A 13,773-nucleotide genomic window follows, 5' to 3' on the forward strand; every position below is an offset into this window, starting at 1 on the left:
AGCGAGGTGACACGGTGAGCACCGGACAGCCGCCGTATCCACAGGACGAATCCGGCGAGAACGCTGCCGGGAATCCCGAGTACGGACAACACACTCCCAACCGCCCCCACGGTGAGGCCGACCCCGACGCGACGGTGGTGGGTTACCGCGCCGAGGACTACGGCCAGCCCGGCTACCAACAGCAGGGCTACGGCCAGCCCGGCCAGCCCGGCCAGCAGCAGTACGGCCAGCAGGGCTACGGGCAGCAGGGCCAGTCCCAGCCCGGTTACGGGCAGCAGCAGCAGGGCTACGGACCCCAGGGTCAGTCGCAGCCCGGCTACGGCCAGCCCCAGCAGGGCTACGGCCAGCCCCAGCAGGGCTATGGGCAGCCCGGCCAGCAGCAGTACGGCCAGCAGCAGCCCTCGCAGCCCGACTACGGGCAGCAGCAGTACGGCCAGCAGCCGCCCTCGGGCCAGCAGTACGGCCAGCCCGGCTACGCGCCCCCGCCGCAGCAGGGCTACCAGCAGCAGGGCTACAGCCAGCCCGGCCAGCAGCAGTACGGCCAGCAGCCGCCTTCGCAGCCCGGCTACGGCCAGCCGCAGCAGGGCTACGGGCCCCAGGGCCAGTCGCAGCCCGGCTACGGCCAGCCCCAGCAGGGCTACGGTCAGCAGGGCTACGGCCAGCCCGGTTACGGTGAGCCGGCGTACGGTCAGCCGCAGCAGGGCTACGGCCCGGGGCAGCAGTACGGCCAGCCCGGCTACGGTCAGCCGGGATACGGTCAGCCGGTGGGCGTGCAGCCTCCGGGCGCCCCGGCGCCGCTCGCGGAGTGGTGGCAGCGGCTGGTGGCCCGGCTCATCGACTGGGTGATCTTCTTCGTGATCGGCCTGATCATCTCGGGGATCTTCACGGCGATCTTCGTGGCCACCTACGACTGGTCCAGCGGCAGCTCGTCCGGCATGTTCAGCGGGACGATGGTCGGGGTCCTGGTCGGCATTGTCCTGACCGCCCTGTACGTCGGCTACGAGCTCCTCATGACCAAGATGAGGGCCCAGACCCTCGGCAAGATGGTCATGGGCATCAAGATCGCTCCTGTCGGCGGCCCCGTGCCGTCGGCCGGCCTGCCCACCGACGTCGCGCTCAAGCGGGCCGGCGTGACGTGGGGCGGCTACGCCTTCGCGATCCTGGCCTTCGTTCCGCTCGCGTCGTTCATCGGCTGGCTCCTGGTGGCCGTCAACGGCGCGTCGCAGCTCTGGGACAAGCCGCTGCAGCAGACGTTCGCCGACAAGGTGGCCGGCACCGTGGTGGTCAAGATCAAGTAATCGCCAACAGCAGCAGAGGCCGGCTCCGTGCCGGCCTCTGTTTTGTACCCGGGTACGTGCGCAGCCGGGCCGTGCCAATATGAAGCCACGGGTTCGGCGCCGAGCCGAGGTGGGTTATGGCGGGTACGCGGCCGGGCGGGACGCCCGCTGAATGGTGGGAACGACTTGCCGCGCGCCTCATTGAGGGCCTCGTGTTCGGGGTGTTCTATTACATTCTGTTCATCGTCCTATGGGCCGCCTTCCGAACTGTCGGCGTGTCCGAGGCGACGGCCGGTCGCCCGCCCGGGGCGGCGGCCTGGTTCCTGGCCGGGCTGGGATATACCGCCTATGAGTGGGCGGCTCTTTCCGGCGCCGGCCGCACGTTCGGCAAAGCGATCATGAAGATTCGGGTGGCGCCGCCCGGCCTTCCTCGGGCGGCACTGCTGAAACGTGCCCTGGTGTATCCCGGCCCGGTCATGCTGATGGGTATTCCGCTGGTCAATCTGCTGGGCGGAATCTACGTGTTCGCCGTGGGGATGCTCATCTTGATCGACAAGCCACTGCAGCGTGGGCCGCATGACCGACTGGCCGGAACGCTCGTCGTCAAAGATCTTCGTTGAGGCATGCGTACCTGCGGCGATGCCATTCAGCAAAATTTTCGCTTGATCCGGTAAGGAGCCTGGAGAGACTGGCATTAGGCTATGGGGCAACCAGGGCGGCCCGATGTCGGTGGTCCTGTCAGGCGTGGAGCGCTCGCGTGCCGCTATGGTCGTGAGCGGATGCCTGTTGACCTAGAGCGGCATGAGGCCCGCTCATGCTCCCGCGCCCGTGGTGCATAAAGGGAGCCCTCTGAAACCCCCGTCCGCTGTGGAGGCGAGGACGAATGCAAGCCGTTACAGACGTATTGTCGGCGCTCATCCCCCCGGTGGTGGTCGGCGGCGCCTTCATCTTTGGCGTCGTGAAGTTGGTGCGGTGGGAGGCGGCCGGGCGCAGGTCAAACCGGCCGGATGAGGCCGAGAACGGCAACTGATCCACGCTGAGCGGCCAGTCAGCCGAATCTCCGCACCGCTGAATTGTCTTAGCGCCTTTCCGGGTATATGTTTGGGCCAGCGAATGAAACAATGCTCCGGGAAAGGATTGCGTAGATGGCCAAGCAGATCCAGGAGATTCTCATCGATGACCTCGATGGGGGCGAGGCCAATGAGACGGTCAGCTTCGCCATTGACGGCTCCTCCTATGAGATTGACCTCAGCGACCTGAACGCCAAGAAGCTCCGGGACGCCCTCTCGCCTTTCGTTCAGCACGCTCGCCGGTCAGGCGCCGTGTCGACGCGGCGGCGCGGGCGCGGCGGCCAGCGGGCGATGAGCCGCGAGAAGAGCTCGGAGATCCGTCAGTGGGCGAAGGCCCATGGCCTGCCGGTCAGTGAGCGTGGCCGTATCGCCTCCACCGTCGTCGAGCAGTACGAGCGGGCCCACTGAGCGACGCGGACCATGCGCTTATGGCGCTCGCCCAGGACCCCGGCGAACGCCATAAGCGCATGATCATTTATGCGCCTCTCAAATACTGGACGTCTGGCGCCCTTATGGATCTTGGTATCGCCGGGTGAGCCGGTATTTGGGGCCTGACGCCCGTTCTCCTTCCCGTCGCCGAATGCCGCAGGCGCAAGCCCTTTTGCCCGGGCGCTCTCCGGACGCTGTTTCTTCGCCGTGGCCCGTCCCATCCGACGGGCCGTCCTCCCGCGCAAATCCGGCCCGCCGGCCCGGCCGCCTGGTGACAGGCCCGGCGGGCGGTCTCCAGGCCACTGGTAACCGGGCTGACCAGACCATGGATTTCACCGCAGGCGGGCCCGTTCATGAACGATTGGCCGCCCTTTGACGCGGCACGTAGGATGTTGACGCAGGGGTTTCGGACACGGCTCACGTCATGTGCGGGCGGGCGCCACTCCCGGGCCGGTTACCACACGGCGTCCGGCGGCGTCCGATGACAAGGTGATCGGACGACCGTCCACGCGGATCCATCCCCTGCAGGAGCGGCGAATTGGAGTCGCTTCCCCGAGCCCCCTAAACATCGTTCGCTTGCGGCGTATCGGGAACATGTCACCCCCGAACGGTAGTTGGATAGAGGGTGAACGCCCTGCTCTCGGGGAACGTCTCTGCTATAGAGCGTGTCAGCGGCAGTGGGCACGGTTCGCCGAGCCAGGGCTAGCATGCGGGATGACGGGACCGGACTAAACCGGCCTGACTGACCGCTCTGTGAGGAGCGACGAGATGTTCGAGAGGTTCACCGACCGAGCGAGGCGGGTTGTCGTCCTGGCGCAAGAAGAAGCCAGGATGCTCAACCACAACTACATCGGCACTGAGCACATTCTTCTTGGTTTGATCCACGAAGGAGAAGGCGTAGCCGCCAAGGCTCTGGAGAGCCTCGGCATCAGCCTTGAAGGAGTGCGCCAGCAGGTCGAGGAGATCATCGGCCAGGGCCAGTCGGCTCCGTCGGGGCACATTCCGTTCACCCCGCGGGCCAAGAAGGTTCTTGAGCTGTCGCTCCGTGAGGCTCTGCAGCTGGGCCACAACTACATCGGCACCGAGCACATCCTGCTCGGGCTCATCCGCGAGGGTGAGGGTGTGGCGGCTCAGGTGCTGGTCAAGCTTGGAGCCGATCTCAACCGTGTCAGGCAGCAGGTCATCCAGTTGCTCCACGGCTACCAGGGCAAGGAGCCGGCCGCCGCGGGCGGCCCGCAGGAGTCGGCCCCGTCGACCTCCCTGGTGCTCGACCAGTTCGGCCGCAACCTGACCCAGGCCGCCCGCGAGGGCAAGCTGGATCCGGTCATCGGCCGCGAGAAGGAGATCGAGCGGGTCATGCAGGTCCTCTCCCGGAGGACCAAGAACAACCCCGTTCTCATCGGCGAGCCCGGCGTCGGCAAGACCGCCGTCGTCGAGGGCCTGTCGCAGAAGATCGTCAGGGGCGAGGTGCCCGAGACGCTGAAGGACAAGCAGCTCTACACGCTTGACCTCGGCGCCCTGGTCGCCGGCTCGCGCTACCGCGGTGACTTCGAGGAGCGCCTGAAGAAGGTGCTCAAGGAGATCCGCACGCGCGGCGACATCATCCTGTTCATCGACGAGCTGCACACGCTCGTGGGTGCGGGCGCCGCCGAGGGCGCGATCGACGCCGCCAGCATCCTCAAGCCGATGCTGGCCCGAGGCGAGCTGCAGACCATCGGTGCCACGACCCTCGACGAGTACCGCAAGTACCTCGAGAAGGACGCGGCGCTGGAGCGGCGCTTCCAGCCGATCCAGGTGGCCGAGCCCTCCCTCAGCCACACGATCGAGATCCTCAAGGGTCTTCGCGACCGCTACGAGGCGCACCACCGGGTGTCCATCACCGATGGCGCGCTGGTGGCCGCCGCGCAGCTGGCCGACCGCTACATCAGCGACCGCTACCTTCCCGACAAGGCGATCGACCTCATCGACGAGGCCGGCTCGCGGATGCGCATCCGCCGGATGACCGCTCCGCCGGACCTGCGCGAGTACGACGAGAAGATCGCCAACGTCCGCCGCGACAAGGAGTCCGCGATCGACGCGCAGGACTTCGAGAAGGCGGCTGCCCTCCGCGACCAGGAGAAGCAGCTCCAGCTCAAGCGTGAGCGGCGCGAGAAGGAGTGGAAGGCCGGCGACATGGACGTCGTCGCCGAGGTCACCGAGGAGCTCATCGCCGAGGTCCTCGCCACGGCCACCGGCATCCCGGTCTTCAAGCTGACCGAGGAGGAGTCGCAACGCCTGCTCCGCATGGAGGACGAGCTCCACAAGCGGATCATCGGCCAGGACGACGCCATCAAGGGCCTGTCGCGGTCCATCCGGCGTACCCGCGCCGGTCTGAAGGACCCGCGGCGTCCCGGCGGCTCGTTCATCTTCGCCGGCCCGTCCGGCGTCGGTAAGACCGAGCTGTCCAAGGCTCTGGCGGAGTTCCTGTTCGGCGACGAGGACGCGCTGATCAGCCTGGACATGTCGGAGTTCATGGAGAAGCACACCGTCTCGCGGCTGTTCGGCTCGCCTCCCGGCTACGTCGGGTACGAGGAGGGCGGTCAGCTCACCGAGAAGGTGCGGCGCAAGCCGTTCTCCGTGGTCCTGTTCGACGAGATCGAGAAGGCCCACCCCGACATCTTCAACTCGCTGCTGCAGATCCTGGAGGACGGTCGCCTGACCGACGCCCAGGGCCGCGTGGTGGACTTCAAGAACACGGTCATCATCATGACCACCAACCTCGGCACCCGGGACATCTCCAAGGGCATCGGGGTCGGGTTCGCCAAGTCCAACGACACCGAGTCCAACTACGAGCGGATGAAGGGCAAGGTCCAGGAGGAGCTCAAGCAGCACTTCCGGCCCGAGTTCCTCAACCGTGTCGACGACATCGTGGTCTTCCACCAGCTGACGCCGCTCGAGATCATCCAGATCGTGGATCTGATGCTCGCGCAGGTCGAGGCCCGGCTGAAGGACCGCGACATGGGGCTCGAGGTCTCGCCCGAGGCCAAGCAGCTGCTGGCCGACCGCGGTTACGACCCGGTCATGGGCGCCCGTCCGCTGCGGCGCACCATCCAGCGCGAGCTGGAGGACTCGCTGTCGGAGAAGATCCTGTACGGCGAGCTCCGTCCGGGGCAGGTCATCAAGGTGGCCATCGAGGGCGAGGGCGACAACGCGAAGTTCACCTTCGTGGGTGAGAACGCGCCGGCCCACGTTCCGGACTCGGCCGCCGCGATCGCGGGTTCGATCCAGAACTGACGCCCCTAAGGGCGCACCGAAGCCCCCGTGTGACTCGCTCACACGGGGGCTTCTCCTTTTCCGGCCGTCTCCTTGTCTACCGCCTCTTTCGGGCCGTCTCCTTTCGGGCTGCCCCTTTCCGGCTGTCTCCTTTTCCGGCCGTCTCTGGTGGGGTCTCGCGCGGCGACCCGGGGCCGCGGGCTCTGTCCCGCCGGTCAGGCGCGGTGCCCGGAGCCGCGGCGCGGCCTGTTTCACGGCCCGTTGCGGAATTGTTGGCCCGAAAGTGTGCCCGCGACGCCGAGTAGTACTACTCTGTGTAGAGCAGCACCAAGTCTCCCCCAAGTAAGCAGAAAGATCGTTGTCCTGGGGTGTGGCTGCTCCCTGGGGAGTACGAGGCAGTCAACCCAGGGCGGACGCGCACGTCAGCCGGAGCGGGCATGCTCGGCAGCGTCCGCGCGCTCCCTGACCGGGTGATGCCAACGATCAATGCCAAGCCGTGGAGGAAACCGATGCGCCTGCGTCACGACGACGGAACGCTCGTGCACCTCGCCTACAACGCGGGCGTCCACCCCGCCGAGGACCTGGAGAACCTGATCGCCCACCTGACCCGCTACGCAGTGCCGGTGCGCAGGCGGTTGGGCGTCGAGCGGATGGGCATCGGTCTGTGGCTGTCGCCGAGCGTGGCCGACCACCTCACGGCCGACCGCATCGAGCTCGTACGGCTGCGCCGCTCCCTGGAGGAGCGCGGCCTGGAGGTCGTGAGCCTGAACGGAACGGGCGGCCGCAACCAGGAGGTCCCCGGCCCCGACTGGGCCAAGCCCGAGCGCTACCGCTACACGATGGCGCTGGCCAAGATCCTCGCCTTCCTGCTGCCCGAGGACGTCCGGTTCGGCAGCATCTCCACCATCCCGATCGGCTGGCGGCGCGACTGGCCGGCCGACCTGCACGCCATCGCCACGCGCCGCCTGGAGCGGCTGGCCCGCGAGCTGCGCGGCATCTACAGCGTCACGGGCAAGACCATCCGCGTCGGCTTCGAGCCGTGGCCGGGCTGCGTCCTGGAGACGACCGAGCAGGCGCTGGAGCGGGTGTGTGGCATCGACTCCGAGCACCTGGGAGTCTGCCTCGACGCCTGCCATCTGGCCTGCGGCTCCGAGGAGGCCGGGGCGGCGCTGCGCGGCCTGGCCGCCGCCGGGGCGCCGGTGGTCAAGCTCGGGCACGTCCACAATCACACGGGTGAGACGCCCAGCACGGGCGCGGTCCTGCACGACACGCTCACGGCCATGCTGTCGGGCGCGGTCAGTGGCAGCGCCCACATCGAGGTGGAGACCCACAACCTCGCGGTCCCCGGCCGCGCCAAGGGCCCAGGCGCGCTGGTGTCGATGCTGGCGCAGGAGCTCGACTGGGCCCGCACGAACCTCACGGGCCTGGGCCTCCAGCTCGCCGCCTGACGCCGCGGCTCGACATGCGGTTCGCGACGTGACGCCGCAGCTCGTGACCTGATGTCGCGGTTCGCCGCCTGACGCTGCGGCTCGCCACACGAAGCCCACGGTCGGCTCAGGACGTCCGGATTCGTCCTCGGAGGGCGTCAGAGGGAGCCGAACCAGCCCGGCATGTCCAGGCGGAACATGTCGGGCGGAGTGACCTTCCGCAGGTCCGCCTCCAGTGCCCGCAGTCGCTCCTCGCCCAGCTCGGCGGCCCATCGCGCCCGCAGGTCGGCGAAGATGCGCGCCGAGCGGACGAGGACGTCCACCCCGTGGGGCGTGAGGCGGACGATCTTGCGCCTGGTGTCGTCCGGGTCCACGGTGCGCTCCACGTAGCCGACGCGTTCGAGCGTCTCGATGGTCTTGCCCGCGGCCTGCTTGGAGACGCCGAGGAGACGGCCGAGCTCCACGGCGGTGGTGCCGCCCGCGCCGATGGCTTGCAGGACGAACCCGTGCAAGGGCCGGGCATGCGGATGCCCCTGCCTGGCCAGCTCGGCGTGGAGCTCGTCGATGAGCACCCTGAAGCCCAGCAGGAGGCGTAGGGGAAGCTCGAAGCCCGGGACATCACTTGACACGATAGACAACCTGGTTAACTATATGGACAACGACATTGTCTATCTTAGTGGAGTGGCCGATGGCTGTCATTCGTGACTCGCAGGCCCGCCGATCCGAGACGCCGGGTGGCGTGATGACCACGCTGGCCTCGCCCACGCAGGGCGACGCCACGCGGTCGATCTGGCGCGTGGACGCCAAGCCGGGCGCCGAGGGACCGGTGCACGACTTCGACTCCGAGCAGGTGTGGACGTGGCTCGCCGGGGCGGCGACGGTGGAGCTGGGGGAGGAGACGTTCGATGTGGGGGCCGGGGACACGGTGGTGATGCCCCCGCACACGCGGCGGCGGGTCCTGGCCGACGCCGCCCAGGGCTACACCGTGATCGTCACGGCGCCGGCCGGCGCCCGCGCCATCACAGCCGACGGCGCCGACTTCGGCGTCCCCCCGTGGATCGCCTGAGTCCGGCCCTTTCCGTACGCCTGAGCCCTCTGCCCCTCCACATGCCTCGCCCGTGCGCTTGACCTCCTGAAACCTCCGATCCTCCAGTGGGCGGTGAGGCCAGGTGCGGGGGAGGACGCCTGATCCGCCGGTGGGCGGGGAGGTCAGGTGCGGGGGAGGACGCCCGATCCGCCGGTGGGTGCAAGGTCAGGTGTGGGGGAGGCGGTAGGTGCCGTCGTCGAGGTGCTCGGCCAGGCCGTCGGTGATGAGGCCGTCCAGGGCGCGTTCGCGCTGCACCGCGTCGTCCCACACCACGTCCAGCGCCTCCTTCGGCACGGGGCCGTGTGCCGCGCGCAGCACCGCGAGCAGGCGGCCCCGGCACTGCCGGTCCGTGCCCGCGTACGTCTGACCCTTGCGGGCCGGCCCCGCGTGCGGCGGCTTGCCGGCGAGCCGCCAGGCGCAGACCTGCGTGATCGGGCAGTCGGCGCAGCGGGGGCCGCGGGCCGTGCACACCAGCGCCCCCAGCTCCATGACCGCCACCCCCCACCGGGGCGCCCCCAGCTCGGGCAGGAGCGCTTCGGCCAGCCGCCGCTCGGCGGCCGACGTGGCCACCGGAGGGTACTCCTCGCCCCGCACGGCCCGGGCGAACACGCGGCGCACGTTCGTGTCCAGGACCGCGTGGCGGCCACCGTACGCGAAGCTGGCGACCGCGGCGGCGGTGTACTCGCCGATGCCCGGCAGCGACAGCAGTGTGGCGTGGTCGGACGGCACCTCGCCGCCGTGCTCCTCGGTGATGGCGCGGGCGCAGGCGTGCAGCCGCAGTGCGCGGCGCGGGTAGCCGAGCCTGCCCCAGTGGCGCACGGCCTCGCCCGGCGGCTCGGCGGCCAGGGCCTCGGGGGTGGGCCAGCGCTCCATCCACTCGTGCCATATCGGAAGCACGCGTACGACGGGGGTCTGCTGGAGCATGATCTCGCTGACGAGCACGCCCCAGGGGGTCGCGTCGGCGGCGCGCCACGGGAGATCCCGGGCGTTGGACTCGTACCATTCCAGAATGGGTACGTGTAGGAGGTTCAGCTCAACCACGCGCCCCAGCGTATGCCGAGACTGAACTCATCGGCGTGTCGTCACGCTTAGTAGCCGTACCATTACCATGCTGTGTGTATGGACCCGGAAACGATGCGTGGCGACGGCGGCGACGGTGGCGGTGACGTCTACTGGCGGCGGCGGATGAGCGTGCTCATCGCAGTGCTGGTGGTCGTCGCCGTGGTGGCATGGGCGTGCTCCAGCGGCTCCAGCGGGCCGCAGCGCACTTCCAGCGCCGAGTCCTCCGCGAGCGCCTCGCCCTCAGTCGACCCCCTGCTGGCCGGATTGCGCACCCTCGCGCTCGGCACGGCCACCCCGACGCCCCAGCCGAGTCCCGGCATGACCAGCCCGTCGGCGTCGGCGTCAGCCGCGGCGGGGGCGGGGGCGAACAAGCCCGACCGGCCGGGACAACTGTGCGCCGAGGGCGACCTGGTGCTGAGCCTGCAGGGCAAGCAGGACGTCTACACCGGTAGCGCGTGGCCCAACTTCCTGGTCACTCTGGTCAACACCGGCCCCGCCATGTGCCGTGCCGACGTGGGGCCGCGCGCCCTGGAGATCCGTATCACCTCGGGCGAGGACCGCATCTGGTCCACGGCCGACTGCGTGAGCGGGCCCGCCGCCGAGGTGCGGGAGCTGGAGCGTGGCATCCCGTACGTCCGCACCCTCGACTGGGACCGGCGCCGCTCCAGCGAGGACTGCCGGACCACCCCGGCCGCGGCCTTGCCGGGCACGTACGTGGCGGTGGCGCGCATGGGGAAGCTGCGCAGCCCCAAGGGGGTCTTCCACCTCAGATGACCGAAGGCGGGCCGCCAAGGCACGTCTGGAAGGCCGGGCCGCCAAGGCACGTCTGGAAGGCCGGGCCGCGAAGGCGGGGCGGCGAAGCCGGGTCTACGAAGCCGGGATCTCGAAGGTGGGTGGGCGGGCCGGGCGTGTCAGACGTAGCGTTCGAGGATGGACGACTCGGCCAGGCGGGACAGGCCCTCGCGGACGCTGCGGGCCCGTGACTCGCCGACGCCGCCGACGGCCTGCAGGTCGTCGATGCTGGCCGCGAGCAGCTTCTGCAGCCCGCCGAAGTGGTTGACCAGGCGGTCGACCACCGTGGCCGGCAGCCGGGGGACCTTGGCCAGCAGGCGGAAGCCGCGCGGGCTGACCGGCGTGTCGAGCGTCTCGCCGCCGTCGTGGCCGAGGATGCGGGACACCGTCGGCAGGTCGAGCAGCGCGCTGCCGGACAGCTCGTCGAGGTCGTGCATGGCCTCCGACAGGTGCCGGGTGCGCCGCCCCGACGGGGCCGGAAGGTAGTCGCGCACCACCAGCTCCCGCTCGGAGTCGACGCCGGCCACCAGCTCGTCGAGCTGGAGCGACAGCAGCCGGCCGTCGGTGCCCAGCTCGACCACGTAGCCCTTGATCTCGTCGGAGATGCGCCGGACCATCTCCAGCCGCTGGGCGACGGCCGCCACGTCCCGAACGGTCACCAGGTCCTCGATCTCCAGGGCCGACAGCGTGCCGGACACCTCGTCGAGGCGGTGCTTGTAGCGCTCCAGGGTGGCCAGGGCCTGATTGGCCTTGGACAGGATCGCCGCCGACTCCTCCAGGACGTAGCGGATGCCGTCGAGGTAGAGGGCGATGATCCGCATCGACTTGCTGATCGCGATGATCGGCAGGCCGGTCTGCCGGGCCACGCGCTGGGCGGTGCGGTGGCGGGTGCCGGACTCGTCGGTGGGGATGGCCGGGTCGGGGACGAGGTGGACCGCGGCGCGCACGATCTTCTGGTCGCCGCTCACCACGATCGCGCCGTCCATCTTGGCCAGCTCGCGCAGGCGGGTGGCGGAGAACTCGACGTCGAGCTCGAAGCCGCCGCTGCAGAGCTGATCGACCTCGCGGTTGTAGCCGAGCACGATCAACCCGCCGGTCTGCCCGCGCAGGATCCGCTCCAAGCCGTCGCGCAGCGGTGTGCCCGGGGCCACCGCGGCCAGGGCTTCGCGACGGCGGTCGTCCAGACTCCTGTCGTTTGGCACCAGACCCCCGTGTCGAAATAGTCGAGTCCAGCTTAGCGGCGCTATGTGACGTGTGTGAGAGCGTCCCAGACGTTCTCCGCCTCCACCACCTCGAATCCGGGGGCGAACGTGACCGGCCCGACAGGCACGAGAGAGCGCTGCCCGTCGCGCTTTCGGCCGCCTTCTTCGAGGGAGCCCGCGGGCACCAGGCCCCGGCGGAAGCCCAGTCTGGCGGCCTCGCTGAGCCGCCGCCGCACGTCCTTGACCGGCCGCAGCTCGCCCGCGAGACCCACCTCGCCCAGGGCGACGAGCCCGGCCGGGAGCGGCTTGTCGCCGGCGGCGCTGGCCACCGCGAGCATCACGGACAGATCGACGGCCGGGTCGGCCAGCTTGATGCCGCCCACGGTCGCGGTGAACACGTCGCAGCCGCCGAGCTTGGCGTTCAGGCGGCGCTCCAGCACGGCGAGGACCATCTGCACGCGGTAGGTGTCGAGGCCGGAGGAGGTGCGCCGGGGCTGCTGCGCCTCGGTGCGGGCGACCAGGGCCTGCACCTCGGCCGGCAGCGGGCGGGTGCCCTCGACGGTCACGGTCACGCAGGTGCCCGGCACCGGCCTGCTGCGCCGGGAGACGAACAGCCCGCTGGGGTCGGTGATGCCCTCGATGCCGCGCTCGTGCAGGTCGAAGCAGCCGACCTCGTCGGTCGGGCCGAACCGGTTCTTGATGGCGCGGACCATGCGCAGCCTGGAGTGGCGGTCGCCCTCGAAGTTGAGGACGACGTCTACCAGGTGCTCCAGGGTGCGGGGGCCGGCGATGGAGCCCTCCTTGGTGACGTGGCCCACGAGGACGGTCGCCATGTTGCGCTCCTTGGCCAGGCGCACGAGGTTGGCGGCGACCTCGCGGACCTGGGTGACCCCGCCGGGCACGCCCGTGGTCTGGGCGGAGCCGACGGTCTGCACCGAGTCGACCACGAGCAGCCGGGGCTGGACCTTCTCGACGTGGGCCACCAGGGCCGACAGCTCGGTCTCGGCGGCGAGGTAGAGCTGGTCGCGGATGGCGCCGATGCGGTCGCCGCGCAGGCGGACCTGCGCGGCCGACTCCTCGCCGGTGACGTAGAGGACGGTGTCGCGCTCGGCCATCCGGGCGGCGGCCTCCAGCAGCAGCGTGGACTTGCCGATGCCCGGCTCGCCGGCCAGCAGGATCACCGCGCCGGGCACCAGGCCGCCGCCGAGCACCCGGTCGAGCTCGCTCACCCCGGTGGTGCGGGCGGCCGCCACCTCGGCCTTGACGTGGCCGATCGGCATCGCGGGGGCGGTGGTGGCGCCGGCCTGGACGACGTGGACGCCGGCGCGGGCGCCCTCCTCGTCGACCGTGCCCCACGCCTGGCACTCGCCGCACCGGCCCACCCACTTGGTGGTGCGCCAGCCGCACTCGGCACAGCGGTATCCGGGCTTGGGGGCAGTCTTGGCCATGCGGAGCAGGCTAGCGGCCCCCACCGACAATCGCGGGCAGGCGGACCGTCACGCCAGGCCGAGGTCGTTGACCAGCATGCGCTTGGGGCGGGCGCCGATGACCTGCCGCACCGGCTCGCCGTTCTCGAACAGCAGCAGCGTCGGCAGGCTGAGCACGCCGTACCGGGTCATGATGTCGGGGTTCTCGTCGGTGTTGAGCTTGCCGATGGTCAGGCCGTACTCCGCCTCGATCTGCTCCAGCACCGGTGCGACCATGCGGCACGGCCCGCACCACTCGGCCCAGAAGTCGACCAGGACGGGCTTGTCGCTGCTCAGGACCTGCTCGTCGAAGTTCTCGGTGGTCAGGGTGATCATTTCTCTCCTCGGGTGAAGCAGCCGGAGCAGGACTCGCCGAGCTGGGCCGCGACCTCGGCGCGGCGGGCGAGCAGGGTACGGATGTCCTCGTCGATCTCGGCCAGCTTGCGGCGGTAGACCTCGGCGGACTCCTGGCAGGAGCCGCCCGTGGCGTGGCCGGCGCGCAGGCAGTCGACGAACGGCCGGGTGTCCTCCAGCGTGAAGCCGACCGACAGCAGCGTGCGGATCTCCGACACCAAACGGACGTCGTCCTCGGCGTACTCGCGGTAGCCGTTGACGCTCCGCCGGGAGGTGATCAGCCCGTTCTGCTCGTAGTAGCGGAGCGAGCGGGTGCTCGCACCGGTACGTCCGGCCAGCTCTCCGATGCGCATGA

At 69.9% G+C, this 13,773-nt stretch carries 13 protein-coding genes; 7 read left to right on the plus strand and 6 right to left on the minus strand.

Annotated elements, in window-relative coordinates; translation table 11 throughout:
- Positions 1-14: 14 nt before the first annotated feature.
- From AB0H64_RS11235 to AB0H64_RS11255, 5 genes are all read left to right on the plus strand, one after another.
- Complete coding sequence (locus AB0H64_RS11235; RefSeq protein ID WP_357622770.1) at positions 15-1,298, plus strand: RDD family protein; 1,284 nt, start codon at positions 15-17, stop codon at positions 1,296-1,298.
- A gap of 116 nt (positions 1,299-1,414) precedes the next feature.
- Positions 1,415-1,897, plus strand: coding sequence for an RDD family protein (locus AB0H64_RS11240; protein ID WP_357622772.1), 483 nt, complete (start codon positions 1,415-1,417; stop codon positions 1,895-1,897).
- A gap of 525 nt (positions 1,898-2,422) precedes the next feature.
- The gene (locus tag AB0H64_RS11245; protein WP_310708059.1) at positions 2,423-2,755 is read left to right on the plus strand and encodes an Lsr2 family protein; all 333 of its coding nucleotides are present in this window, start codon (positions 2,423-2,425) and stop codon (positions 2,753-2,755) included.
- A gap of 789 nt (positions 2,756-3,544) precedes the next feature.
- Positions 3,545-6,049, plus strand: a complete 2,505-nt coding sequence (locus tag AB0H64_RS11250; RefSeq protein ID WP_355437609.1) for an ATP-dependent Clp protease ATP-binding subunit — start codon at positions 3,545-3,547, stop codon at positions 6,047-6,049.
- A 488-nt stretch (positions 6,050-6,537) separates the two neighbouring features.
- Positions 6,538-7,476 (plus strand): TIM barrel protein, encoded by a 939-nt coding sequence (locus AB0H64_RS11255; protein ID WP_357622775.1) that lies wholly within the window; start codon positions 6,538-6,540, stop codon positions 7,474-7,476.
- 137 nt (positions 7,477-7,613) lie between these two features.
- Here AB0H64_RS11255 and AB0H64_RS11260 read toward each other — a convergent pair whose 3' ends face one another.
- The gene (locus AB0H64_RS11260) at positions 7,614-8,084 is read right to left on the minus strand and encodes a MarR family winged helix-turn-helix transcriptional regulator (RefSeq protein WP_357622776.1); all 471 of its coding nucleotides are present in this window, start codon (positions 8,082-8,084) and stop codon (positions 7,614-7,616) included.
- 59 nt (positions 8,085-8,143) lie between these two features.
- Here AB0H64_RS11260 and AB0H64_RS11265 point away from each other — a divergent pair, with 59 nt between their 5' ends.
- Positions 8,144-8,521 (plus strand): cupin domain-containing protein, encoded by a 378-nt coding sequence (locus AB0H64_RS11265; protein WP_357622778.1) that lies wholly within the window; start codon positions 8,144-8,146, stop codon positions 8,519-8,521.
- 186 nt (positions 8,522-8,707) lie between these two features.
- Here the strand turns inward: AB0H64_RS11265 and AB0H64_RS11270 are convergent, their stop codons facing one another.
- A complete protein-coding gene (locus tag AB0H64_RS11270; protein ID WP_357622780.1) occupies positions 8,708-9,583 on the minus strand; it encodes an A/G-specific adenine glycosylase in 876 nt (291 codons plus the stop codon).
- Between the two features lie 78 nt (positions 9,584-9,661).
- Here AB0H64_RS11270 and AB0H64_RS11275 point away from each other — a divergent pair, with 78 nt between their 5' ends.
- Positions 9,662-10,378 (plus strand): hypothetical protein, encoded by a 717-nt coding sequence (locus AB0H64_RS11275; RefSeq protein WP_357622782.1) that lies wholly within the window; start codon positions 9,662-9,664, stop codon positions 10,376-10,378.
- Positions 10,379-10,515: 137 nt separating this feature from the next.
- Here AB0H64_RS11275 and disA read toward each other — a convergent pair whose 3' ends face one another.
- Genes disA through AB0H64_RS11295 form a run of 4 tightly spaced genes read right to left on the minus strand, consistent with a single transcriptional unit; the run spans position 10,516 to position 13,771 of the window.
- Positions 10,516-11,598, minus strand: coding sequence for a DNA integrity scanning diadenylate cyclase DisA (gene disA / locus AB0H64_RS11280; RefSeq protein WP_357622784.1), 1,083 nt, complete (start codon positions 11,596-11,598; stop codon positions 10,516-10,518).
- A 41-nt stretch (positions 11,599-11,639) separates the two neighbouring features.
- A complete protein-coding gene (radA, locus tag AB0H64_RS11285; protein WP_357622786.1) occupies positions 11,640-13,046 on the minus strand; it encodes a DNA repair protein RadA in 1,407 nt (468 codons plus the stop codon).
- A 48-nt stretch (positions 13,047-13,094) separates the two neighbouring features.
- Complete coding sequence (gene trxA, locus AB0H64_RS11290; RefSeq protein WP_357622788.1) at positions 13,095-13,400, minus strand: thioredoxin; 306 nt, start codon at positions 13,398-13,400, stop codon at positions 13,095-13,097.
- Entirely contained in the window at positions 13,397-13,771 is a 375-nt protein-coding gene (locus AB0H64_RS11295) for a MerR family transcriptional regulator (RefSeq protein ID WP_357622790.1), read from the minus strand. The genes trxA and AB0H64_RS11295 overlap by 4 nt, the downstream gene beginning before the upstream one ends.
- Positions 13,772-13,773: the final 2 nt, after the last annotated feature.

Source organism: Nonomuraea sp. NPDC050733, assembly GCF_040654215.1.
GTDB lineage: Bacteria > Actinomycetota > Actinomycetes > Streptosporangiales > Streptosporangiaceae > Nonomuraea.